General features: G+C 70.0%; 16 protein-coding genes. 3 read left to right on the plus strand and 13 right to left on the minus strand.

All coding sequences use genetic code 11. From position 1 onward, the window contains the following. Positions 1 to 30: 30 nt before the first annotated feature. From ACH4EW_RS22310 to proS, 4 genes are all read right to left on the minus strand, one after another. On the minus strand, positions 31 to 270 hold the full coding sequence (locus ACH4EW_RS22310; RefSeq protein ID WP_005311361.1) for an RNA-binding protein: 240 nt from the start codon (positions 268 to 270) through the stop codon (positions 31 to 33). A 2-nt stretch (positions 271 to 272) separates the two neighbouring features. Beyond that, on the minus strand, positions 273 to 716 hold the full coding sequence (gene rpsP / locus ACH4EW_RS22315; RefSeq protein ID WP_398259449.1) for a 30S ribosomal protein S16: 444 nt from the start codon (positions 714 to 716) through the stop codon (positions 273 to 275). A 157-nt stretch (positions 717 to 873) separates the two neighbouring features. Further along, positions 874 to 1,467, minus strand: a complete 594-nt coding sequence (locus tag ACH4EW_RS22320; RefSeq protein ID WP_398259451.1) for a hypothetical protein — start codon at positions 1,465 to 1,467, stop codon at positions 874 to 876. A 216-nt stretch (positions 1,468 to 1,683) separates the two neighbouring features. Further along, a complete protein-coding gene (gene proS / locus ACH4EW_RS22325) occupies positions 1,684 to 3,099 on the minus strand; it encodes a proline--tRNA ligase (protein ID WP_398259453.1) in 1,416 nt (471 codons plus the stop codon). A 256-nt stretch (positions 3,100 to 3,355) separates the two neighbouring features. Between proS and ACH4EW_RS22330 the strand changes: the two genes are divergently transcribed. Next, positions 3,356 to 4,216, plus strand: coding sequence for a class I SAM-dependent methyltransferase (locus ACH4EW_RS22330; protein ID WP_398259455.1), 861 nt, complete (start codon positions 3,356 to 3,358; stop codon positions 4,214 to 4,216). Positions 4,217 to 4,249: 33 nt separating this feature from the next. Here the strand turns inward: ACH4EW_RS22330 and ftsH are convergent, their stop codons facing one another. From ftsH to ACH4EW_RS22360, 6 genes are all read right to left on the minus strand, one after another. Beyond that, positions 4,250 to 6,163 (minus strand): ATP-dependent zinc metalloprotease FtsH, encoded by a 1,914-nt coding sequence (gene ftsH, locus ACH4EW_RS22335; protein WP_398259457.1) that lies wholly within the window; start codon positions 6,161 to 6,163, stop codon positions 4,250 to 4,252. A gap of 220 nt (positions 6,164 to 6,383) precedes the next feature. Continuing rightward, positions 6,384 to 7,934 carry a signal recognition particle protein gene (gene ffh / locus ACH4EW_RS22340; protein WP_398259459.1) on the minus strand — a complete coding sequence of 517 codons (1,551 nt, stop codon included), beginning with the start codon at positions 7,932 to 7,934 and terminating at the stop codon, positions 6,384 to 6,386. Positions 7,935 to 8,065: 131 nt separating this feature from the next. After that, the gene (locus ACH4EW_RS22345) at positions 8,066 to 10,510 is read right to left on the minus strand and encodes a [protein-PII] uridylyltransferase (RefSeq protein ID WP_398259461.1); all 2,445 of its coding nucleotides are present in this window, start codon (positions 10,508 to 10,510) and stop codon (positions 8,066 to 8,068) included. A gap of 33 nt (positions 10,511 to 10,543) precedes the next feature. Beyond that, the gene (locus ACH4EW_RS22350; protein WP_398259463.1) at positions 10,544 to 10,882 is read right to left on the minus strand and encodes a P-II family nitrogen regulator; all 339 of its coding nucleotides are present in this window, start codon (positions 10,880 to 10,882) and stop codon (positions 10,544 to 10,546) included. Then, positions 10,879 to 12,234: an ammonium transporter gene (locus tag ACH4EW_RS22355; RefSeq protein WP_398259465.1), complete on the minus strand. Its 1,356-nt coding sequence runs from the start codon at positions 12,232 to 12,234 to the stop codon at positions 10,879 to 10,881. Before ACH4EW_RS22355 ends, ACH4EW_RS22350 begins: the two co-directional genes overlap by 4 nt. A 368-nt stretch (positions 12,235 to 12,602) precedes the next feature. Then, positions 12,603 to 14,078 carry a hypothetical protein gene (locus ACH4EW_RS22360; RefSeq protein WP_398259467.1) on the minus strand — a complete coding sequence of 492 codons (1,476 nt, stop codon included), beginning with the start codon at positions 14,076 to 14,078 and terminating at the stop codon, positions 12,603 to 12,605. A 423-nt stretch (positions 14,079 to 14,501) separates the two neighbouring features. Between ACH4EW_RS22360 and ACH4EW_RS22365 the strand changes: the two genes are divergently transcribed. After that, the gene (locus tag ACH4EW_RS22365) at positions 14,502 to 15,161 is read left to right on the plus strand and encodes a bifunctional DNA primase/polymerase (protein WP_398259469.1); all 660 of its coding nucleotides are present in this window, start codon (positions 14,502 to 14,504) and stop codon (positions 15,159 to 15,161) included. Between the two features lie 201 nt (positions 15,162 to 15,362). Here the strand turns inward: ACH4EW_RS22365 and ftsY are convergent, their stop codons facing one another. Beyond that, complete coding sequence (gene ftsY / locus ACH4EW_RS22370) at positions 15,363 to 16,574, minus strand: signal recognition particle-docking protein FtsY (protein ID WP_398259471.1); 1,212 nt, start codon at positions 16,572 to 16,574, stop codon at positions 15,363 to 15,365. Positions 16,575 to 16,847: 273 nt separating this feature from the next. On the opposite strand from ftsY, the gene ACH4EW_RS22375 reads away from it, so the two are divergent. Next, positions 16,848 to 17,813 (plus strand): LLM class flavin-dependent oxidoreductase, encoded by a 966-nt coding sequence (locus ACH4EW_RS22375; RefSeq protein ID WP_398259473.1) that lies wholly within the window; start codon positions 16,848 to 16,850, stop codon positions 17,811 to 17,813. A gap of 77 nt (positions 17,814 to 17,890) precedes the next feature. Here the strand turns inward: ACH4EW_RS22375 and ACH4EW_RS22380 are convergent, their stop codons facing one another. Beyond that, the gene (locus ACH4EW_RS22380) at positions 17,891 to 19,309 is read right to left on the minus strand and encodes a sugar porter family MFS transporter (RefSeq protein ID WP_398259475.1); all 1,419 of its coding nucleotides are present in this window, start codon (positions 19,307 to 19,309) and stop codon (positions 17,891 to 17,893) included. A gap of 229 nt (positions 19,310 to 19,538) precedes the next feature. Next, complete coding sequence (gene smc, locus ACH4EW_RS22385) at positions 19,539 to 23,150, minus strand: chromosome segregation protein SMC (RefSeq protein WP_398259477.1); 3,612 nt, start codon at positions 23,148 to 23,150, stop codon at positions 19,539 to 19,541. Positions 23,151 to 23,317 lie beyond the last annotated feature (167 nt).

The raw sequence follows: 23,317 nt of genomic DNA on the forward strand, positions 1-23,317 counted from the left end.
CTCCCCGGCCCGTGCCGGTGTTCAACTCTGTCAGCGAACCTGATCCACATCGACGAGGTCGACGCGGATGCCACGGCCGCCGATGGCGCCCACGACGGTACGCAGTGCGCGTGCGGTGCGGCCATTGCGGCCGATCACCTTACCGAGGTCGTCGGGGTGGACCCGGACCTCCAGTACGCGCCCACGGCGCAGGTTGCGCGAGGCAACCTGCACATCGTCGGGGTTGTCGACGATGCCCTTCACGAGGTGCTCGAGAGCCTCCTCGAGCATGCTCAGGCCTCGGTCGACTCGGCGGGCGCAGCCGCGTCAGCAGCCTCGTCCGCCTTCTTGTCGGCCTTCTTCGCCTTCTGCGTGATGGCCTCGCCCTTGGACTCCTCGCCGGCGTCCTTGGTCAGGGCCTCGAACAGGGCGCGCTTGTCAGCCTTGGGCTCCGGCTGCAGCAGCGGCGCGGGGGCCGGGAGACCCTTGTGGGCCTGCCAGTCACCGGTGAGCTTCAGGATCGCGAGAACCGGCTCGGTCGGCTGGGCGCCGACGGACAGCCAGTACTGCGCACGCTCCGAGTTGACCTCGATGCGCGAGGGGTTCTGCACCGGGTGGTACAGACCGATCTCCTCGATGGCCCGGCCGTCACGGCGGGTGCGGGAGTCGGCGACGACGATGCGGTAGTGAGGCGAACGGATCTTGCCCAGACGCTTCAGCTTGATCTTGACTGCCACGGAAGTGGTGTCTCCTGGTCTATGACGTGGTTGGGCACAACGAAAATGCCACGTGGGGTTGCGGTACTCGGGTGCCCGATGGACGCGTCAGCCGGAGGAGAGAGGGGTCCTATGCGACTGTCGAGTACAGCTAGCCATTGTGCCACACCGCATCGCGTCACCCCACCGCGACCGCGGCTTCCGGGATACGGAACGGCTTTCCGCAGCCACCGCAGACGATCGGCGCCTGCGCCAGGACCGACGGGACGACGCGCACATTGCGTCCGCAGTCGCAGACGGCCTTGACGCGGACGCCCCCGCCGGAGGAGCCGTGCCGGGCGGCCGGGCCGCGGAAGGAACGCTTGGTGTCGGCGGCGGTGGCGACCGTATGCGCCTTGAGGGCACGCTGCAGCCGCTCGATCGTCGGGCGGTACCTGCGTTTGGCCTCGGGATTGAGCGTGACCAGCGAGAAGCCGCTGCTGGGGTGGGGCTCCTCGGTGTGGTCGAGGCCCAACTCCTCGGCGATCGCGAGGAATCGGCGGTTGTGGTAGCGGCCGGCCCGAGAGGTGTCGCGGACACCTCTCGCGGCAGCGATGCCATGGACTGCCTCGTGCAGCAGTCGTTCGAAGGAGAGCTCGGCGCCACAGGCGGACGAGGACTCTCCGATCAGGGACTCGGGTGCGGCTAGGTCCGGCAGCTCGGTGTGGTACCGCTGAATGTCGGCCCACGCCTGCGCCAGCTCTGCGGCAAGTACAGGTGGTGTCGTGCTCACGTCGTGACAACGAGCGCGAGTGCCCCGGTGTTCCGATTCCGGGCCATCCCAAATATTTTTGCACGTACCAGTCAGTTGCCATTGATGCGTCCCGACGAGGGCGGGTGCGCAGATCTGCGGAGAAAACTCACAGCTCACACCAAGGTGGTACGTAGCGACCCGTACGCCCGGACGCGTAGGCGGCAACCGTACGCCGGAGTACCGAGCAGCCCCGCGTCAGTAGGCGCGGGCCACCAGGGCGACAGTACCGGGGGCGTCGTCCGCGTCCGGCACCGACCCGTCCTCGGCGATCAGACACCGTACGGACACCCCGTGCTCCGCGAGCCTGGCCTCCCCCGCCGGGCCGAGGGCCGACCAGGCGATACGCGCCCAGCCGCCCGCGGCCGCCGCCTCCACGGCCTCCTCGACGGATGCGACCTCGCTGGTGGACGTCTCGCGCCGGCTCCGGGACTCCCGCAGCAGCGTCGCCTGGTCCTCCTCGAGAACCGCCGGAAGCAGCGCAGACAGGGCCTCGATCGCAACCGGCTCCTTCCCGCCCGGGATGCGCCGGGCCAGCATCGCGGTGCCGCTCTCCAGATCGCGTGGGCCGACCTCGATCCGTACGGGCACGCCCTTCAGCTCCCAGTCGACCGCGCGGCGGCCGAACGGCGTGTCGGTGCGGTCGTCGACCTCGGCCCGGATTCCCGCGGCGCGCAGCCGCTCCCCGATGGACCGGACCACGCTCAGCACCGCTTCGTCCTCCTTGACCGCGAGGACGACCGCCTGGACGGGCGCGAGCCGCGGCGGCACCCGGAGGCCGTGATCGTCGCCGTGCGCCATGATCAGCCCGCCGACCATGCGGGTCGACGAGCCCCACGAGGTCTGCCAGACGAGTTCCTGCCTGCCCTCCTTGGACAGGTAACCGGTGTGGAAGGCCTTGGCGAAATTGGTGCCGAGTTCATGGCTCGTACCCATCTGCAGGGCTTTGCCGTCCCTCATCATCCCTTCGAGCGTCAGGGTGTTGACGGCCCCGGCGAACCGCTCGGCCGGGGTCTTGCGGCCGAGGACCACATCGATGCCCAGCACATTGACCATGAAGTCCGCGTAGACGTCCCGGTGGATGCACGCCGCGTACTCCCGGGCCTCCTCGTAGGTGGCATGGGCGGTGTGGCCCTCCTGCCAGAGGAATTCCGTCGTACGGAGAAAGACCCGGGGGCGCATCTCCCAGCGCACGACGTTCGCCCACTGGTTGATCAGCAGCGGCAGATCCCGGTAGCTCTGCACCCACTTCGAGAAGTACTCGTTGATGATCGTTTCGGACGTCGGCCGCACCACCACGGGCTCTTCGAGCTCTTTTCCACCGGCGCGGGTCACGATCGCGAGCTCCGGCGCGAAGCCCTCGACGTGCTCGGCTTCGCGTGTCAGGTAAGACTGGGGGATGAAGAGCGGGAAGTAGGCGTTCCGGGCGCCCGCCTGTTTGATCCGGGCATCCATCTCCTGCTGCATCCGCTCCCACAGTCCGTATCCGTACGGCCGGATGACCATGGTGCCGCGCACCGGACCGTTGTCCGCGAGCTCGGCCTTGTTGATCAGGTCCTGATACCAGCGGGGAAAGTCCTCGGCCTGGGGCGTGAGAACGGGTGCCTTTGCCATGGCGCGCATCGTACGGCGACACCACCCACCACACAGGGCGACGGGCCCTGCTTCCGCGGGCCGTCCCCACGGGCGCACCACCGGAGCACACAACATCGCCGGAGCACACAAGCATTGCCATCAGACCGCTGGGCGCGGGCGCGGACGGGCAGTTCTCTGACATACCGGGGGAGCGGGCGCACACGCACCGGGGGAGCATCCACTCGGGCACGACCGATCGGACACGACCGACCTCTCGGCGGATTGGGGCGCTTCCATGACACCAACGCTCGTCCGGCACCACAGCTACGCGGGCACGGCCACCCCGGTGGACGCGGGTGACCGTGCCCGGGACTGGGCCGAGATCCAGGAGCGGATGCTCGCACCGCTGTACGAAGCGGTGTACGAGCGGCTCGAGGTGGGAACCGGCACCCGGCTGCTCTCCCTCGGCTGCGGCTCCGGCCTCGCGCTTCTGATCGCGGCCGCACGCGGGGCGCGCGTCACCGGCGTCGACACCGACTCCGAACGGCTGGCGCTCGCCCGGACCCGGCTGCTGCCCGATCCGGGGAGCGACGCCGGACCGGCGGCCGGGTGTCCGCGGCTCCTCGACGGCGATCCGTCCACGGCCGCCCCTGCCGACGGAGCGCCGTACAACCTGCTCACCGCTTTCTCCCCGATCGGCTGCTCGCCCGGTGACGGGGAAGGGCTCGTGGACGCGTTGCGGTCCGCCCTGCCGCTGGCCGCCCGGGGCAGCACGGTCGTACTGACCGGGTGGGGCCCGCCGGAGCGGTGTGCGACGGCGCCGGTGCTGCGGGTGGCGGACCGGCTCTTCGGCGGGGCGCGGACGCCCCGCACGGGCGGCTGGCGGCCGTCGCGCCGGGACGATCTCGAGGTAGTGGCGTTCCGGGCCGGTCTGAATCCGGACGGCTCGGGCCGGGTGGCGTGCCCGTTCGGGTACGCGGACATGGACAGTGCGGTACGGGGGCTGCTGTCGACGCGTCTCTTCGATGCGGCGGTACGGGCGACGGACCGGGACAAGGTGAAGAAGGAGGTCGCAAAGGCCCTGCATCCGCACCGGCGCCTGGACGGCACGATCTGGATGCCGAACGTCTTCCGCTATCTCGTGTGCACCATGTGAGCCTCGCGCACCGTCACGTCCGGGCGGCAGCCGCTACTTGCCCAGGCGGGTGATGCCGGCCGCCCGGTAGGCCGCGGCCTCGTCCAGCGTCTCGTTCTCCAGCAGCGCCGCGGCCAGCGAGTCCAGCCTGTCCCGGTTCTCGCGCAGGAGCCGGCACGCCACCTCGTAGCACTCGTCGACGATGCGGCGCATCTCGCTGTCCACCGCGTCGAGCGTCGCGGGGGCCGCCGAGAGTCCGTACGCCTGCTGGGCATCACTCGGAATCGCCGTCAGCCTGCCCACCCTGTGGCTCATGCCCCAGCGGCCGACCATGCCGCGGGCCAGGTTGGTGACCTGTTCCAGGTCGTTCTCCGCACCCGTGGTGACCATGTCGAAGACCACCTGCTCGGCGGCCATACCGCCGAGCGCGCCGATGATCCGGCCGCGCAGATACTCCTCGGTGTACGAGTACTTCTCGGCCTCCGGCGTCGAGAGGGTGACGCCCAGGGCCCGGCCGCGCGGCACGATGGTGACCTTGCGGACCGGGTCGGCGCCCGGCTGGAGCATGCCGAGCAGGGCGTGTCCGCTCTCGTGGTACGCGGTCCTGCGGCGCTCCTCGTCCGACATGACCAGCGAGCGTTCCGCCCCCAGCTGGACCTTCTCCAGGGCTTCCGAGAGATCGGACTGGCTGACCTCGGACTGCCGGCGCTTGACGGCGAGCAGCGCGGCCTCATTGGCCAGGTTGGCGAGATCGGCGCCGGTCATACCGGGGGTCGTACCGGCGACCTGGGCCAGGTTCACATCCTCGGCGAGCGGGATCTGCCGCGTGTGGATCTCCAGGATCGCCTCTCGGCCGCCCCTGTCCGGCGGGCTGACCGGAACGATCCGGTCGAAGCGGCCCGGCCGGGTGAGGGCCGGGTCGAGGACGTCGGCACGGTTGGTGGCGGCAAGCACGACGACACCCTCCGAACCGGAGAAGCCGTCCATCTCGGTGAGGATCTGGTTGAGCGTCTGCTCTCGCTCGTCGTGGCCGCCCATGCCGGAGCCGCCGCCGCGGGCCCGGCCGATGGTGTCGATCTCGTCGATGAAGATGATGGCGGGTGCGACCTTGCGCGCCTCCGCGAAGAGTTCCCGCACCCGGCTCGCGCCGACGCCGACGATCATCTCGATGAATTCGGAGGCCGATGCCGAGAAGAACGGCACCCCGGCCTCGCCCGCGACGGCCCGTGCGAGCAGTGTCTTGCCGGTGCCGGGCGGTCCCGCGAGGAGCACTCCCCCGGGCATCCGGGCGCCCATCCTCCGGTACGCCTGCGGGTTCTTCAGGAAGTCCACGACGTCGCTGAGCTCGCCCTCGACCTCGTCGATCCCGGCCACGTCCTGGAAGGAGGTGCGCTTGCCGCCCTCCAGCTCGACGGGTTTGGGCGGGGCCTTGCGCCCGAAGCCTCCCATGCCGCCGCCCATGCCCTTGGACATCCGCCGGGCCATGAACACCCAGAGCAGGACGAGCAGCAGCATCGGGGCCAGCGAGATCAGCAGATTGGCGAGAAGGCTGCGCTGCTGGACGACGGGCTCCGCGGTGACCGTGGCACCCTCCTTGACCAGTTCGGCCCAGAGGTTGTCGTCCGCGAAGGAAGGCCGCTGAGTGACGAACTTGGTGTATTTCTTGTCGCTCCCCGGGACCTTCGCCTCCTTCTTGAGCTGTCCCTGGATGGTGTCGCCCTTGGCGTAGACCTTGGAGACATTGCCCGAGGTGACCTGCTTGCTGAACTCCGTGTACGCGATCGTCGGCTCCCCTGTCCCGTTGAAGAAGGACAGCACCAGATTGGTGATCAGATAGACGGCGAGCGCGGTCAGCAGCAGTCCGCCCCAGCCCCCCGGCATCTTCCGGCCCGGCGGCGGAGGCGGCGGGGCGCCCTCGGAGCGCCATGGCTGATCGGTCCGGTCGCGGGGAGGTACGGGGGTGGTCACGCGCTCTCCTCTACAAACACCATTGAGAATGTGACATTAGATGAAAACCCGCCCCAAAGGCCACTGTGGGCCCATCGAGTGGGCCCACAGGGGGGAATCGAGGCCCGACGGATGAACCCTTCGTGAACTTCGGCGCGCCGCACAGGAACATGCGGAAGGGGCGCCCACCGTCGGTGGGCGCCCCTTCCGCATGTTCTTCAGGCAATCAGCCTTCAGGCAATCAGCCCATGAACTTCTTGAACTCGTCCGGCAGCTCGAAGTTCTTGTCCGCCTGCGCCGGCAGACCGAACGCACCGCCCTGCGCCGCCGCCTGCTCGCGACGGGCCGCCGCGGCCTGCTCCTCGGCCTTGCGCTTCATCGGGTTGCCGCTCTTGCGCTTGCCCTTGGCCTGCTTGACCTGCTTCTTCTGCCGGCCGGGGCCGCCGCCCATGCCCGGCATCCCGGGCATCCCCGGCATGCCGCCGCCCTGCGCCATCTTCGACATCATCTTGCGCGCCTCGAAGAACCGCTCCACCAGGTTCTTCACGGCACTGACCTCGACGCCGGAGCCCTTGGCGATACGGGCCCGCCGCGAACCGTTGATGATCGTCGGCTCGGCGCGCTCCTTCGGGGTCATCGACTTGATGATCGCGGCGGTACGGTCCACGTCGCGCTCGTCGATGTTGTTGATCTGGTCCTTGATCTGCCCCATGCCGGGCAGCATCCCGAGCAGCTTGGAGATGGAGCCCATCTTCCTGACCTGCTCCATCTGCGCCAGGAAGTCGTCGAGCGTGAAGTCCTTGCCCTTGCTGGACGCCAGCTTGGAGGCCATTTTGGCGGCCTCTTCCTGGCTGAAGGTCTTCTCCGCCTGCTCGATCAGGGTGAGCAGGTCACCCATGTCGAGAATGCGGGACGCCATGCGGTCGGGGTGGAAGGCGTCGAAGTCATCGAGCTTCTCACCGTTCGACGCGAACATGATCTGCTTGCCCGTGACGTGGGCGATCGACAGGGCCGCACCACCACGGGCGTCACCGTCGAGCTTGGAGAGCACCACGCCGTCGAAGCCGACGCCGTCGCGGAAGGCCTCGGCGGTATTGACCGCGTCCTGACCGATCATCGCGTCGACGACGAAGAGGATCTCGTCGGGACTGACGGCGTCGCGGATGTCCGCGGCCTGCTGCATCAGCTCCTGGTCGATACCGAGGCGGCCGGCGGTGTCGACGATGACGATGTCGTGGACCTTGGCCTTCGCGAACTCGATCGAGTCCTTGGCGACCTGGACCGGGTCACCGACGCCGTTGCCCGGCTGCGGCGCGTACACCGCGACGCCGGCGCGGTCGGCGACGACGCTGAGCTGGTTGACGGCGTTGGGGCGCTGGAGGTCACAGGCGACGAGCAGCGGGGAGTGGCCCTGGCCCTTGAGCCAGAGGCCGAGCTTTCCGGCGAGGGTGGTCTTACCGGCACCCTGGAGACCCGCGAGCATGATCACAGTGGGCGGGTTCTTGGCGAACCGCAGCCGCCGGGTCTCGCCGCCGAGGATGCCTACCAGCTCCTCGTTGACGATCTTGACGACCTGCTGGGCGGGGTTCAGCGCCTGGGAGACCTCGACGCCGCGCGCCCGCTCCTTGACGTTGGCGATGAAGGCGCGGACGACGGGCAGCGCGACATCCGCCTCGAGCAGGGCGATACGGATCTCGCGGGCCGTGGCGTCGATGTCCGCCTCGGACAAGCGGCCCTTGCCCCGGAGGTTCTTGAAGGTCGCGCTAAGGCGGTCGGAGAGAGTATCGAACACGGCGCTCGTCGGTCCTCAGGGTCGGGGGCGGGGCAGGTCAGTCGTCCCCAAGGGTATCCGGCCCCCGGGAATCCCAAAGCCCTCGCCCGGTTCTCATCGGCGGCGAAAGCCTGTGGACGGCACAGCGGCGCTCAGCCCAGCGCCTTCTCGACCTCCCGGGCCACCTCCGCCGCCCGCGCCTCGGGCAGCGGCTCACCGTCCGTATCCGTGACGTAGAAGGCGTCCACCGCGTTCGCCCCCAGCGTCGACACATGCGCGCTGCGCACCCGGACCTCGCACTGCTCCAGCGCCCGGCCGATCCGGTGCAGCAGTCCCGGGGCGTCCTGGGCCCGTACCTCGATCACCGTCGCCAGCTGTGAGCCGGCCGCCGCGACCGTCACCCTCGGCGGTGGGGCCTTCACCCCGCGCCGCCTCGGGTACGCGGCCTCGCGTTCGGCGAGGCGGGCGCGGATGTCCAGGGAGCCGTCCAGGGCGCGTACGAGGTCGGCGCGCAGGCGGGTGGGCTGGGGCAAAGAGCCGTACTCGGCCGCGACCCGCCAGCTGAGCAGTAGCAGGCCGGCGGCATCGCCCTCGCCGAGCTCGGCGGGGAGTTCCACGGCCCGCAGATCGGCTGCTCGCACGGTGAGGCGGTGCAGGGCGAGGACGCCCGCCGTTGCGGGCAGGACGCCGGGGCGGTCGGGCAGAGCGATGAGGAGTTCGACGCCGACGGGTTCCGGTGCGTCGTCCTCGTTCGGGGTCTCGGCCTGGGCGTGCAGGGCGAGGACGGGTTCGCCGGTGCGCAGGGCCTCGATGGCGAGGCGTTCCTGTTCGGCACTGGGCGCGGCGGCTTCTTGTTCCTTTGGGGCCTGGCCGGCGAGCACGGCGGCGACGCGTTCGACGAGGTCGGCGACGAGGGAGGCGCGCCAGGTGGACCATGCGGCGGGCCCGGTGGCGAGTGCGTCGGCCTCGGTGAGGGCGTGCAGGAGCTCCAGGATGGAGGTGGTGCCGACCGCGGTGGCGACGGAGCGGATTGCCGCCGGGTCGTCGAGGTCGCGCCGGGTGGCGGTCTCGATGAGCAGCAGATGATGGCGTACGAGGGTGGCGATGACGCCCACGTCGTGCCGGTCGAAGCCGATCCTGGCGGCCATGTCGCGGGCGATGACCTCACCGGCGACGGAGTGGTCGCCGGGCCAGCCCTTGCCGATGTCGTGCAGGAGTGCGGCGACGAGGAGGAGGTCGGGGCGGCCGACGCGGCGGGTGAGGGAGGAGGCGCGGACGGCGGCTTCGACGAGATGGCGGTCGACTGTCCAGGTGTGGACGGGGTTGCGTTGGGGGCGGCAGCGGACGCGTTCCCAGTCGGGGAGCAGCCGAGTGATCAGTCCTTCGGCTTCGAGTGCTTCCCAGACGGGGACGGTGGCCTCGCCCGCACCGAGGAGGGTGACGAGTTCTTCACGGGCCTCGGCGGGCCATGGCACCGGCAGCGGGCGCGCGGCGGCGGCGAGGTGACGTACGACGTGACGGGAGAGCGGGAGTTCGGACTGGGCGGCCGCTGCGGCGGCGCGCAGTACGAGCACGGGGTCGCGTTCGGGGCGGGCGGAGCGGGCGAGGATCACTTCGCCGTCGGCCTCGACGACGCCCTCGGCAAGCGGGGTGCGTTCGGTGGCGCCGCTCCTGCCGGCACCGAGAATCGAGCGGAGACGGGGGCGCGCCGAGCGGGCGCGCAGGACGCGGTTGACCTCGCGCCAGGTGACGTCGGTTGCGTACGAGACGGTGCGGGCGGCCTCGTACACCTGGCGGAGCAGGGCGTCCGCGTCGAGGAGGCCGAGGGCGGTGGCGACCTGGTCCTGTTCCTGGAGGGCGAGGCGGTCGGTGGCGCGGCCGGTGGTGAGGTGGAGGGCGTCGCGGGCGTCGAGGAGGATGCGGCGGGCCTCGGCGAGGCCTTCGCGGGGGGCGTCGGCGACCCAGGATGCGGCGACGGCGCGCAGGGCGGTGGCGTCGCGCAGTCCGCCGCGGGCCTCCTTGAGGTCGGGTTCGAGGAGGAACTGGAGTTCGCCCTGGCGTTCGGCGCGTTCGCGGCAGAGCTCGTCGAGGGCGGGGAGGCGTTTGGGAGCCTGATTGCGCCAGTCGGCGAGGATCGCGGTGCGCATCGCGGCGACGGGTCCGAGGTCTCCGGCAACGGGTCGGGCGTCGAGCAGTCCGAGTTGGACCTTGAGGTCCTCGCCGGCCGCCCTGCGGGCTTCGGCGGGGGTGCGTACGGAGTGGTCGAGGGCGAGGCCGAGGTCCCAGACCGGGTACCAGACGCGGTCGGCGAGGGAGGCGAGGGCTCCGGTGTCGGCGTTGCCGTCGTGCAGGAGCAGAAGGTCGAGGTCGCTGCGCGGGGAGAGTTCGCCGCGGCCGTAGCCGCCGACGGCGACGAGGGCGGCGCCGTGGACGCCGGTCTGTTCGGCCGCGGCGGTGAACAGCGCGGTGAGCCAGTCGTCGGTGAGCGATGCGAGGGCCGCACGGCGCGGCGGTCCGGACTGCGCCGTCCCCCGGAGGAGGCTCAGCCGGGCCGCCGCGTAGCCGCCGGGTTCCGAGTCTTCGGATTCGGTGCTCATCACCCGGCTGCCTTTCGTTTCGGGACCGTCGGTTCAGAGTGCGTCCGGGCCGCGTTCGCCCGTTCGTACGCGAACCGCGGTGTCGACCGGCACGCTCCAGACCTTGCCGTCGCCGATCTTGCCGGTTCGGGCGGCCTTCACGACAACGTCGATGAGCTCTTCGGAGTCCTCGTCCTCGACAAGGACCTCGATGCGGATCTTGGGGACGAGGTCGACGGTGTACTCGGCGCCCCGGTAGACCTCGGTGTGGCCGCGCTGACGCCCGTATCCGCTGGCTTCCGTGACCGTGAGGCCCTGGATGCCGAAGTTCTGGAGGGCCTCCTTGATCTCGTCGAGCCGGTGTGGCTTCACGACTGCGGTGATGAGCTTCATGCGTCCACCTTCTTCGTCTGCGGTGCTGCCGTCGTGCCCGGTGCCGTAGTCAAGGCCGTGCGCGGGGCCGCGCCGCCGCCCGCTCCGCTGAAGTCGTACGCGGTCTCGGCGTGTTCGGTCTGGTCGATGCCGGAGATCTCGTCGTCCTCCACGACACGCATGCCGATCGTCCTGTCCAGGAGGAAGGCGAGGATCGCGGAGACGACCAGAGAGTACGCGAGGACGGCGAAGACACCGGCGGCCTGCTTGCCGAGCTGGTCGAGGCCGCCGCCGTAGAAGAGGCCCTGCGCCTTGGACTGGACGCCGCCGGTGGCGAAGAGGCCGACGAGGAGGGAACCGACGACGCCGCCGACGAGGTGGACGCCGACGACGTCCAGGGAGTCGTCGTAGCCGAACTTGTACTTCAGGCCGACGGCCATGGCGCACAGGACACCGGCGATGGCGCCGACCGCGATGGCGCCGAGCGGGCTGACCGCACCGCCGGACGGTGTGATGGCGACGAGACCGGCGACAGCGCCGGAGGCCGCACCGAGGGTGGTGAAGGAGCCGTGGCGGAGCTTCTCGTAACCGAGCCAGGCGAGCATCGCGGCAGCGGTGGCGACCTGTGTGTTGACGAACATCACCGCGCCGACGCCGTCGTCGTTGCCGAGCCACGAGCCGGCGTTGAAGCCGAACCAGCCGAACCACAGCAGGCCGGCGCCGAGCATGACGAGCGGCAGGCTGTGCGGCCGCATGGGGTCCTTCTTGAAGCCGATGCGCTTGCCGATGACGAGGATCACGCCGAGCGCCGCGGCACCTGCGTTGATGTGGACGGCCGTACCACCGGCGAAGTCGATGACACCGAGTTCGAAGAGCCAGCCGCCCGCGCCCCAGACCCAGTGGGCGACGGGGAAGTAGACAACGGTGGCCCAGAGCGTGATGAACAGGGCCCAGGAGGTGAACTTCACCCGGTCGGCGAGGGCGCCACTGATCAGTGCGGGGGTGATGACGGCGAACATCAGCTGGAATGCGGCGAAGACGTAGACGGGGATCGTGTAGCCGTCCCAGAGCTGGGTGATACCGATCCCGCTGAGACCGGCGTAGTCCGAACTCCAGCCGATGACGGAGCCGATGTCGGAGCCGAAGGCGAGGCTGAATCCGTAGAGCACCCACAGGATCGTGACGATCCCGAGGCTGATGAAGCTCATCATCAGCATGTTGAGGGTGCTCTTGACGCGGACCATGCCGCCGTAGAAGAAGGCCAGGCCCGGGGTCATGAGCATCACCAGGGCAGAGCAGATGAGCATGAACCCGGTGTTGGCGGCAGACAGCGTCGGGGCGGCTGCGACTGGCGTCGTAATACCTGGGGACATCGGCGTCTCCTCGTCGTCGGTGCGGCCGCGTGCAGGCGAAAAGAGCTGGACCACGTGCGGGACCACTGGAAAAAGGTGCGGGCCGGTTATGCGCCATGAGATTCGCCCAGCACGGTTTCCGCCGATGCCGCACGGTGTTTCGCGGCAGTGACAAAAGGTTCGGTGTGTTACGTCCCAATGAACCGGCCGTGGCGTATCCGGGGTTGGGACTGCTCTGCGGCCGGAACCGCACACGGTGCGGTGACGACTCTTCCGTACGGGAGAGGCAACGCGAACCGGCCACGCCGACCACCCGCTGACCTGGCAATCGGGGGAGCCGAAGTCGGTCTGTTCGGGGTGGTTGCCGTGGCCGGGGCCCGGGGTGCGGCTCAGACCGCTTCTGCGGACTCGGGCAGCTGCTCGGTGAGGAGATCGGTGAGCCTGGCCACTTCGGGAATGTCTCCGAAGTCCCTGGCGGCGGTGTCGACGGTCTTGCGGAGCCGGTTGTTGACGCGCTCGGAGCGGATCTTCTTGGCGACCCGCAGCGCCTTCTCGGCCAGCACCGTGGACTGTTCGGGCTCGCGCTGGAGGAGGTGCACGGTGGCGAGGCCGATCAGATTGAGTGCGTACGACCGCTGGTGCTCGTGGTCCTCGCCGAAGAGCCGGACGGCCTCCCTCATGAGGGGTTCGGCGAGCGCGGCGTACGTGGGGCTGCGGCCCGCGACATAGGCGAGGTCGCGGTACGAGTGGGAGTTCTCGCCATTGAGCTCGGCCTTCGAGAAGAAGCGGATCCAGTCGGGCTCGGGCTCGCCGTCGATCCCGACGTCGAGGAAGGTGTCCTCGGCCATCCGGACAGCTCGTTTGCACTTGCTCGGCTGGCCCATGTTGGCGTACGCGCGAGCCTCCAGCGCATACAGCATGGCCTGGGTGCGCGGAGTGGCGCAGTCCCGGCTGCCGTACTGCGCGAGATGGATCAGTTCGAGGGCGTCGTCGGGCCGTCCGAGGTGGATCATCTGGCGGCTCATGCTGGACAGAACATACGAACCGAGCGGTTTGTCACCGGCCTCTTTCGAGGCGTGCAGCGCGAGGACGAAGTACTTCTGGGCGGCGGGCTGGAGGCCGACGTCGTAGCTCATCCAGCCCGCCAGCTCCGCCAGTTCGGCCGCGCAGCGGAAGAGCCGCTTGGCCGTGGCCGCCGGCTGCGGTTCCTGCAGCAGGTCGGTGACCTCGTGGAGTTGTCCGACGACGGCCTTGCGGCGCAGTCCGCCGCCGCACTGCGCGTCCCACTGGCGGAACATCGCGGTGGTGGACTCCAGCAGGTCGAGCTCGGGGCCGGAGAGCCGGGAGGGCCGACGGGCCGCGGCGGCCGAGTCCGGCTGCGGAGGTCCGGTGGTGGTGACGGGCGCCAGCCAGCGCTGCATGGGCTCGATCAGGGCGGGTCCTGCGGCGAGCGCGAGCGAGGAGCCGAGGAATCCTCGGCGGGCGAGCATGAGATCGCTGCGGGAGAACTCGCTGAGCAGGGCGACGGTCTGCGGGCCCGCCCAGGGCAGGTCGACGCCGGACACGGACAGTGACTGGTGCGCGGAGCGCAGCCCGAGGTCCTCGATGGCGACGACGGAGCCGAAGCGCTCCGAGAACAGCTCGGAGAGGATGCGCGGGATCGGCTCGCGCGGCTGTTCACCGTCCAGCCAGCGCCGCACCCGGGAGGTGTCGGTGCTGATGTGGTGGGCGCCCATCTGGCGCGCCCGGCGGTTCACCTGCCGCGCCAGCTCGCCCTTCGACCAGCCGCTGCGCACGAACCATGAGCCCAATTGCTCGTTGGGGCGCTTACCGGCATTCGTATCGCCTGCGCCACTGCCACTCACTGGAACGCCCCCATCCCGCTGAATACTGTCGCGCGAACCACTGTCGGATTGCCCTGATCCGATGCCGCCCATACGGAGGTTGTGCACGATCGAACAGGAAATCGGATTGCCTCTGGCATACCCATGGGCGCACATACTTGCACGGCTCGCGTACCGACGGTAATCCTACGATCACTCACTCCGCGAGGGCGATTGGAGAAACGCCACCATTCGCCACCCCTTCGAATGAACGCCACCACCGCCGGGCGCGATTCACTTGACACAGGACGATCAGCAGCGAACGCGGTGATGCACGACGGGGCGCGTGGGCCATGCCGCACGACCGCGAGCGCACTGGCGCGTCACGGATCGACAGGACCGACGGAGCGTCACGATTGCACTCCACGTCGTAACCACCCACGAGTCGGACACGTTGGAGGGGGCATGGGCTTCACGATCGGCGGCATCCGCGAGATGCGCACCGGCTCACGGCGCCGCGGCCGTTCGGCCGAGTGCACGGCAGTGGCCGAGTACACAGGACTGTGGGGCTGGGCCGTCGCGCCGGGAGCGCGGGTCGCAGCCGGCCGCTGCTCGTGCGGCGAGGCCATGTGCCCCTCCCCCGGCGCCCATCCGCTGGACTCCGCCCCCGAGGTTCCCGCGGGTGCCACGCTCGACGCGGCGGCGGACGCCTGGGCCCGGGTGCCGGGCGCCGCGATGCTGCTTCCGGTGGGCCGGACCTTCGACATCCTCGACGTCGCCGAAGCGTCCGGGCGCCGGGCCCTGGTCCGCATGGAGCGGATGGGGCTGCCGCTCGGCCCGGTCGCGGTGACGCCGGGCGGGCGGGTGCAGTTCTTCGTGGCCCCGGGGGCCGCCGCCGAGCTTCCGCGGCTGCTGTACCGGATGGGCTGGGACGACGCGGGTCTGGATCTGCGAGCGCTGGGGCCCGGCTGCCACATCACCGCCCCTCCGTCCGACGAGGGCGGCCTGGGCCCGGTCCGGTGGCTGCGCCCGCCGGTACTGGACACGGCGGCCGCGCCGCCAGAGGCGCGGCTGCTGCTGGGCACGCTGGCGTACAGCTGCCATCGCGCACCCCTGTGCGGCTGAGCCGCTCCCGCTTCCGCGCGAAGAGCCCGACCGCAGTTGCATCATGCGGTCGGGCTCTGTTGCGTATGCGCTGCCATCGCGCACCCCTGTACGGCTGAGCCGCCCCCGCTTCCGCGCGAAGAGCCCGACCGCAGTTGCATCATGCGGTCGGGCTCTGTTGCGTATGCGCGGGGCTCGGTCTCCGATGCGTGTGCGCGGGGCTCAGTCTCCGATCAGGGCGTCCACGAACGCCTCCGGCTCGAACGGAGCCAGGTCGTCCGGCCCCTCGCCGAGACCGACCAGCTTCACCGGTACGCCCAGTTCACGCTGGACGGCGATGACGATGCCGCCCTTGGCGGTGCCGTCCAGCTTGGTGAGCGCGATGCCGGTGATGTCGACGACCTCGGCGAACACCCGGGCCTGCACCAGACCGTTCTGTCCGGTCGTGGCGTCGAGGACGAGCAGGATCTCGTCGAGCGGTCCGTGCTTCTCGACGACGCGCTTGACCTTGCCGAGCTCGTCCATGAGCCCGGTCTTGGTGTGCAGCCGTCCCGCGGTGTCGATGAGGACGACATCGGCGCCCTCGGCAATCCCTTCCTTCACCGCGTCGAAGGCGATCGACGCCGGGTCTCCGCCCTCGGGGCCGCGCACGGTGCGGGCGCCGACGCGCTCCCCCCAGGTCTGCAGCTGGTCGGCGGCGGCGGCCCGGAAGGTGTCGGCCGCACCGAGCACGACGCTTCGGCCGTCGGCGACGAGCACCCGGGCCAGTTTGCCGGTGGTGGTGGTCTTGCCGGTTCCGTTGACGCCGACGACCATCACGATGCCGGGGGTGTCGACACCGCTCTCCGTCTTGACCGCGCGGTCGAAGTCGGTGCCGAGCAGGGTGAGGAGCTCCTCGCGCAGCAGCGAGCGCAGCCCTTCGGGGGTACGGGTGCCGAGAACGCGGACGCGTTCACGGAGCCGCTCCACCAGTTCCTGGGTAGGTGCGACGCCGACGTCGGCAGTGAGGAGGGTGTCCTCGATCTCCTCCCAGGTCTCCTCGTCGAGGTTGTCGCGGGACAGGAGCGTGAGCAGCCCCTTGCCGAGGGAGTTCTGCGAGCGGGCGAGCCGGGCACGCAGCCGCACCAGACGGCCCGCGGTGGGCTCGGGCACCTCGATGGCGGGGGCGGCGGGCGCCTCCGGCTCGACGGCCTCGGGGGCTTCCTCGGCGGGAGCCTCGACCGGAGGGGGACCGGCCTCCTCGATGGTGCGGCGCGGTTCCTCGCGCGGCGTCTCGGCTTCCTCGCCGACATGGGGCTCGGCGGGAGGAGTGATGGTCGGCGTGCTCGACGGCGCCGGGGGCAGCTGCTTCTTCTTGCGGCTGCTGACCACGAGCCCGCTGATCATGCCGACCGCGACCAGGGCGATGACTACAGCAAGGATGACGAATTCCATAACCCACCCAGTATCGGTCACGTCCACCCGCGGGGGGATGCCCCGAAGGATCATCCCCGCACCCCCATGGGCGTTATGCACCTTTTGGCGGTAAGGGTGCGATCCCGCGCGCGGAGACCCGTGACCTCGAACCCGTTCCCGACAGCGAGCACACAGGCCGGGCCCGACCCCCGCTTTCGGCGCGGATCGGATTCGTCACACCCCTACACTTCTGACACTACGTCAGCTAATGTCCCGCCTCGCCGAGTCCGCCCGACGAAGGGGACGAGTGTCATGGCCTTCACAGTGGTCCGGTTCAATCTCGTCGATCCCGATGCCACCCCCGAGTCGCTCTCGGCCCGGTACCGCGCCGCGCTGGAGATGGCCGCGTACGCCGACGAGCACGGCGTCGACACAGTGCAGACCGAGGAACACCACGGCGCCGCCAACTCCTGGCTCCCCTCCCCCTTCGTCTTCGCGGGCTCGGTCTTCGGCGCCACCCGCCGGATCGCGGTCACCGTCTCGGCGATCATCGGCCCGCTGCACGACCCGTTGCGGCTGGCCGAGGACATCGCGGTCCTGGACCTGCTGAGCGCGGGCCGGCTCGTCACGGTGGCGGGGATCGGCTACCGGCCCGAGGAATACGAACAGGCGGGCGTCGAATGGGGCAGGCGCGGGCGGCTCCAGGACGAGCTTCTGGAAACGTTGCTGCAGGCGTGGACCGGAGAGCCGTTCCCGTTCCGGGGCCGCAGGGTCCGGGTCACGCCACGCCCGTACACCCAGCCGCATCCGCTGCTGCTGGTGGGCGGCAGCTCGCGGGCGGCGGCGCGGCGGGCGGCCCGGTTCGGGCTGCCGTTCTTCCCGAGCGCGCATCTGCCGGAGCTGGAGGCCTACTACCACCAGCGGCGTGCGGAATTCGGGACGGACGGCTTCTGCATGATGCCGTCCGCCGAGACGCCGCTGCTGCATGTGTCGGAGGACCCGGACCGGACCTGGGCGGAGTACGGCGAGCACTTCCTGCACGAGGCTCGTACGTACGCCTCCTGGCAGTCCAAGGACATCCGCTCGGCCGTGCGTTCGGCGGCGACGACGGTGGCGGAGCTGCGGGACGAGGGGGTCTACCGGGTCATCACGCCGGACGAGTGCGCCGGGCAGGCCGGGGAACCGGACAGCCTGGTGCTGCATCCGCTGTGCGGGGGGATGCCGGTCGAGGAGGGGTGGCGCAGTCTGCGGCTGTTCTGCGAGGCGGTCGCACGCTGACCCGGCCCGCAAGGAACTGCCCCGGCGCGCGGGTGCGGGCCGGGGCATCGCGTTGTCGAGGAGAGGGCCGGTCGGTCTCAGCCCATCTCCTCCAACGCCTTGCCCTTGGTCTCCTTCACGAACTTGAGCACGAAGGGGATCGAGAGCGCGGCGAAGCACGCGTAGATGATGTAGGTGCCCGACAGGTTCCAGTCGGACAGGCTCGGGAAGCTTGCGGTGATCGCCCAGTTGGCGATCCACTGTGCGGACGCGGCGACGCCGAGCGCGGCGGCGCGGATCCTGTTCGGGAACATCTCACCGAGGAAGACCCAGACCACGACACCCCACGACAGGGCGAAGAAGAGCACGAACGCATGGGCCGCGGCGAGCGCCACGACGCCCTGGGTGTGGGGCAGCTTGCCGTCGACCAGGTGGGCGGAGAAGGCCCATGCCTCGCAGGCGAGGGCGACGGCCATGCCGGTGGAGCCGACCAGTGCGAGCGGCTTGCGCCCCACCCGGTCCACCAGCACCATCGCGATCACGGTACCGACGATGTTGATGATCGACGTGGTGAACGAGTAGAGGAACGAGTCGGACGGGTTGATGCCGACGGACTGCCACAGCGTCGCCGAGTAGTAGAACGCCACGTTGATGCCGACGAGCTGCTGGAAGACCGACAGGCCGATACCGACCCAGACGATCGGCAGAAGGCCGAAGCGGCCGCCGAGCAGGTCCTTGAACCTGGACTTGTGCTCACGGCGCATGGCGGTCTCGATCTCGGCCACCCGGACGTCGAGGTCGACGTTCTTGCCCTCGACCTCCTCGAGGATCCGCCGGGCCCGGTCCTTCTTGCCTACCGAGATCAGGAACCGCGGCGACTCGGGGATCGCGAACGACAGAAGCCCGTACAGGATGGCGGGGACGACCATCACGCCGAGCATCCACTGCCAGGCCTCGAGGCCGCCGATCTTGCCGCGCTGATCTCCGCCGGCGAGCTGCAGAATCCCGTAGTTGACCAGTTGGGAGACGGCGATGCCGATGACGATCGCCGCCTGCTGGAAGGCGCCGAGCCGGCCGCGGTAGGCGGGCGGCGAGACCTCGGCGATGTACGCCGGGCCGATCACCGAGGCCATGCCAATGGCGAAGCCGCCGATGATGCGCCACATCGCCAGGTCCCAGAGCGCGAACGGGAGCGCGGAACCGACGGCGCTGATGGTGAAGAGCACGGAGGCGATCTGCATGCAGCGGATACGGCCGATGCGGTCGGCGATGCGCCCCGCCGTGGCCGCGCCGATCGCACAGCCGATCAGGGCGATGGCGATGACCTGGGCGAGCGTCGCCGAGCCGATGTCGTACCGGCTGCGGATCGCCTCGACGGCACCGTTGATGACGGAACTGTCGTAGCCGAACAGGAAGCCACCCATCGCAGCGGCTGCCGTGATGAAGATGACATGGCCGAGGTGGTCCGGATGGGCCTCCCGGGCTCCGGACGCCGGTCCCTGCGCTGTGCTGGTCACTTGTACTCCTGATGCCTGGCCACGTCGTCAGGTGTGGGGGGCGAGCTCTTGTGGGGGGAGCGAGCTCTTCCAAGTGGCGCATAACTTCTCAACTGTCACCACATGAACGTTAAAGACGACTTCGCAGAGAATATGCGTTCAAGTTTCGAAGTCAAAATGGCATATTCAGCAGATCTCTACTCAAAGTACCCAAAAAGGTCATAGGAGTGTTGAAGATTGAGTAAAGGGATCAGCGGAGCCGCTGGCTGATCACCTTGGAAACGCCGTCGCCCTGCATCGAAACGCCGTACAGCGCGTCGGCGACCTCCATCGTCCGCTTCTGGTGCGTGATCACGATCAGCTGAGAGCTTTCCTGGAGCTCCTCCATGATCCGGATCAGCCGCTGCAGATTGGTGTCGTCGAGCGCCGCCTCGACCTCGTCCATCACATAGAACGGACTCGGCCTGGCCTTGAAGATCGAGACCAGCAACGCCACCGCCGTGAGCGAGCGTTCCCCGCCGGACAACAGCGAGAGCCGCTTGACCTTCTTGCCGGGCGGCCGGGCCTCGACGTCCACACCGGTCGCGAGCATGTTGTCGGGGTCGGTGAGGACGAGCCGTCCCTCGCCGCCCGGAAAGAGCCGCGCGAAGACCCCCTCGAACTCACGGGCGGTGTCCCGGTACGCCTCGGTGAACACCTGCTCGACCCGGTGGTCGACTTCCTTGATCACCTGAATCAGATCGGCCCGGGTCTTCTTCAGGTCTTCGAGCTGCTCGGAGAGGAACTTGTGGCGCTCCTCCAGCGCCGAGAACTCCTCCAGGGCGAGCGGATTCACCTTTCCAAGTTGCTGATACGCCCGTTCGGCCGACTTCAGCCGCTTCTCCTGCTCGGCCCTCACGAACGGCTTCGGCTGGTTGCGCGGGTGCTCCGGGTCCTGAGGCAGCTCCTCGCCCTCGGCGGCCTGTGACGGCGGTACGAGCTGGTCGGGGCCGTACTCGGCGGCCAGCCCGGCCGGCTCGACGCCCAGCTCCTCCAGCGCCTTCGCCTCCAGCTGCTCTATCCGCAGCCGCTTCTCGGCACCGAGTACCTCGCCGCGGTGGACGGAGTCCGTGAGCTTGTCCAGCTCGTTCTTGAGCTCGCGGCCCCGGGTGCGCTCGGCCGCCAGCTCCCGCTCCCGCTCCGCCTTCGCCGCCTCGGCCGCGACCCGCTCCTGCTCGGCCCGTACAACGGACACCTCGACATGGGCCAGCAGCTGACGGGCGCCGGACGCGACGGCGGAGGCCACCGCCGCCTCGTGCCGCAGTCTGGCGCGGCGCTGCTCGGCGCGGGCACGGGCCTCGCGTTCGGCGCGGGCGCCCCGGTCGAGGGAGTCCGCGCGGCCCGCGAGACCCTTCACCCTCTCCTCATGGGTACGCACCTGGAGGCGGGCCTCCATCTCGGTCTGGCGGGCGTTGGCACCGTCGGCGGCGAGCCGGTCGCGTACAGAGGTGTCCGGCTCCTCCTCGACCGGTGTCTCCTCGGCGACGAGCAGCCGCTCGGCCAGTTCCTCGGCCTCCTGCGTCGCCCGCTCCAGCGCCTCCTGGGCACGGGCGGCGGACGCGGTCATCCGCTCGGCCTCGCCCACGGCGCCACGGGCCTGCCCGGCGAGCCGCCCGAGCTGCTGGGCCACCCCGGACTTCTCCCGCTCGGCGGCCCGGCGCCGCTCCCCCACCTCCTCGACCAGCCCGGCGCTCGCGCTGCGCCTCTCCCCGGCGAGCCGCTGGGCATCGGTCAACTCCGCGCACTGCACGGCCAGTTCCTCCAACTGGGCGGCGGCCTCGTCCACCGATGCCTGCACTTCGAGGAGGGTCGGCGCCCCGGCGGAACCGCCGTGCGCGAAGTGGGCCGACAGGATGTCCCCCTCGGCGGTCACGGCCGTCAGTTCCGGGTGTACAGCGACGAGATCCTCGGCATCCTCCAGGGTGCCGACGACCACCATGTCCCGCAGCAGCCTCCGTACGGCGCCCACCAGTTCGACGGGCCCACGGACGAGGTCGGCCACTGCGGGCGGTCCTCCGGCGGGCGCTCCGGCCACATCGGCCGCACCGGCACTCGAGTCGCCACCAGCACCACCGTGATCAGGCACCCCGCCCCACACCCTGCCCGACAGCAGCGCCGCGCGCCCCGCGTCCTGCTTGCGCAGCAGTCGGATCGCTTCCGCTGCCGTGGCCGGGTCCGTCACCGCGACCGCGTCCGCCGCCGTGCCCAGTGCCGCCGCCACCGCCACCTCGTACCCCGGGGCCACCGTCAGGAGTTCCGCGGCCGGGCCGAGCAGGCCCGACAGACGGTCTCGCGCGCCGAGCAGCACACCGGTGCCGTCCTTGCGGCGCAGGCCGAGGGCAAGTGCCTCATGGCGGGCCGCGACCGCCGCCCGCTTCCGTTCGGCGGCGGTGGCGGCCTCCCGGGCCGCGGAGAGCGCCGCCTCCGCCTCTGCGAGTTCCCGCTTGGCAAAGTCGTGCCGCTCGCCCAGCTCCGCGTCGTCCGCGTCCAGGCTTTCGACCTCGCCCTTGAGCTGTTCGTACTCCTCCTGGGCGGCAACCGCCCGCTCCTGCGCCTCGTCACGGGAAGCGGCCAGCCGGTCGATCTCGGCCTGGGCCGAACCAGCCCGGCTGCGGGCCGCGTTGACCTGTCCGTTCAACCGGGCGAGTCCTTCGCGGCGGTCCGCGATGGCCCGGGCGGCGTCCCTGAGCCTGCGCTCCTCGACCGCCAACTCCCGTTCCAGACCGGCGCGATGGGCGGCGGTGTCCTCCAACGCGTGTTCAGCCGCCTCCAGTGCGGCTTCCAGCTCCGCCTCCTGCTCACGAATGCGGGCGGCCTCGCGCTCCATGCTTTCGGGGTCCCTGAACCCCGTGCCGCGCCGCTCCTCCTCAGGGGCGGCACCGGCGCTCTTCACCCGGGCGTCGGCCAGCGAGATCGTGCCGCGCACCCGTTCGGCCAGCTGCGACAGCTCGTACCAGGTCTGCTGGGCCCGCTGGAGCCGCGGCGTCAGCCGCCGTACCTCGTCCTCCAGCTCCGCCTCTCGCGCCAGGGCCGCCTTGAGCTCCGCCTCCGCGGCCTCCCTGCGCTGCTTGAGCGCCGCTTCGTCGGCGATCTCACTGCGCAGCGCGGTGTGCAGCCGCACCAGGTCGTCGGCGAGCAGCCGCAGTCTGGCGTCGCGCAGGTCGGCCTGGATGACGGCGGCCCGGCGTGCCACGGCCGCCTGCCGGCCCAGAGGCTTCAGTTGCCGTCGCAGCTCGCCGGTCAGGTCCTGGACACGCGCCAGATTGGCCCCCATCGCGTCCAGTTTCCGCAGCGCCTTCTCTTTTCGCTTGCGGTGCTTGAGCACACCCGCGGCTTCCTCGATGAATGCGCGCCGCCCCGTCGGGTCGGCATGGAGTACGGAGTCCAGCCGGCCCTGGCCGACGATGACATGCATCTCGCGGCCGATACCGGAATCGGAGAGGAGTTCCTGGATGTCCAGGAGCCGGCAGGTGTCGCCATTGATCTGGTATTCGCTGCCGCCGTTGCGGAACATGATCCGAGTGATCGTCACTTCGGCGTACTCGATGGGCAGTGCGCCGTCGGAATTGTCGATGGTCAGCGATACTTCCGCCCGCCCGAGCGGCGGCCGCCCGGTGGTACCGGCGAAGATCACGTCTTCCATCTTGCCGCCGCGCAAGGATTTTGCCCCCTGCTCCCCCATCACCCAGGAGAGCGCGTCCACCACATTGGACTTGCCCGACCCATTCGGACCGACGACGCACGTGATACCGGGTTCGAACCGCAGCGTCGTGGCGGAGGCGAACGATTTGAAACCACGCAGGGTCAGGGCCTTGAGGTGCACGCCGCCGGACTCTACCTTTCGCTCTCGGTTTCGCTGATGAAGGTGCAGGGCACGTCAGACCGTAAGGGAAGGGGCATGCGTCCGCCGCGGGTCACACAGGTCCGGCAGAAAAGAAAGAAGGGACGCCGAAGCGCCCCTTGTACATCTTGTGCCTTGTGCGGTGTTGC

It is taken from the genome of Streptomyces sp. NPDC018000 (assembly GCF_044328025.1).
GTDB lineage: Bacteria > Actinomycetota > Actinomycetes > Streptomycetales > Streptomycetaceae > Streptomyces.

Coding starts and splice junctions, on each gene's coding strand:
- ftsY (WP_398259471.1), bottom strand. CDS start 16,574: ATGGAATTCGTCATCCTTGCTGTAGTCATCGCCCTGGTCGCGGTCGGC.
- ACH4EW_RS22365 (WP_398259469.1), top strand. CDS start 14,502: ATGGGCTTCACGATCGGCGGCATCCGCGAGATGCGCACCGGCTCACGG.
- ACH4EW_RS22345 (WP_398259461.1), bottom strand. CDS start 10,510: ATGAGCACCGAATCCGAAGACTCGGAACCCGGCGGCTACGCGGCGGCC.
- ACH4EW_RS22355 (WP_398259465.1), bottom strand. CDS start 12,234: ATGTCCCCAGGTATTACGACGCCAGTCGCAGCCGCCCCGACGCTGTCT.
- ACH4EW_RS22330 (WP_398259455.1), top strand. CDS start 3,356: ATGACACCAACGCTCGTCCGGCACCACAGCTACGCGGGCACGGCCACC.
- proS (WP_398259453.1), bottom strand. CDS start 3,099: ATGGCAAAGGCACCCGTTCTCACGCCCCAGGCCGAGGACTTTCCCCGC.
- ACH4EW_RS22310 (WP_005311361.1), bottom strand. CDS start 270: ATGCTCGAGGAGGCTCTCGAGCACCTCGTGAAGGGCATCGTCGACAAC.
- ACH4EW_RS22350 (WP_398259463.1), bottom strand. CDS start 10,882: ATGAAGCTCATCACCGCAGTCGTGAAGCCACACCGGCTCGACGAGATC.
- ACH4EW_RS22375 (WP_398259473.1), top strand. CDS start 16,848: ATGGCCTTCACAGTGGTCCGGTTCAATCTCGTCGATCCCGATGCCACC.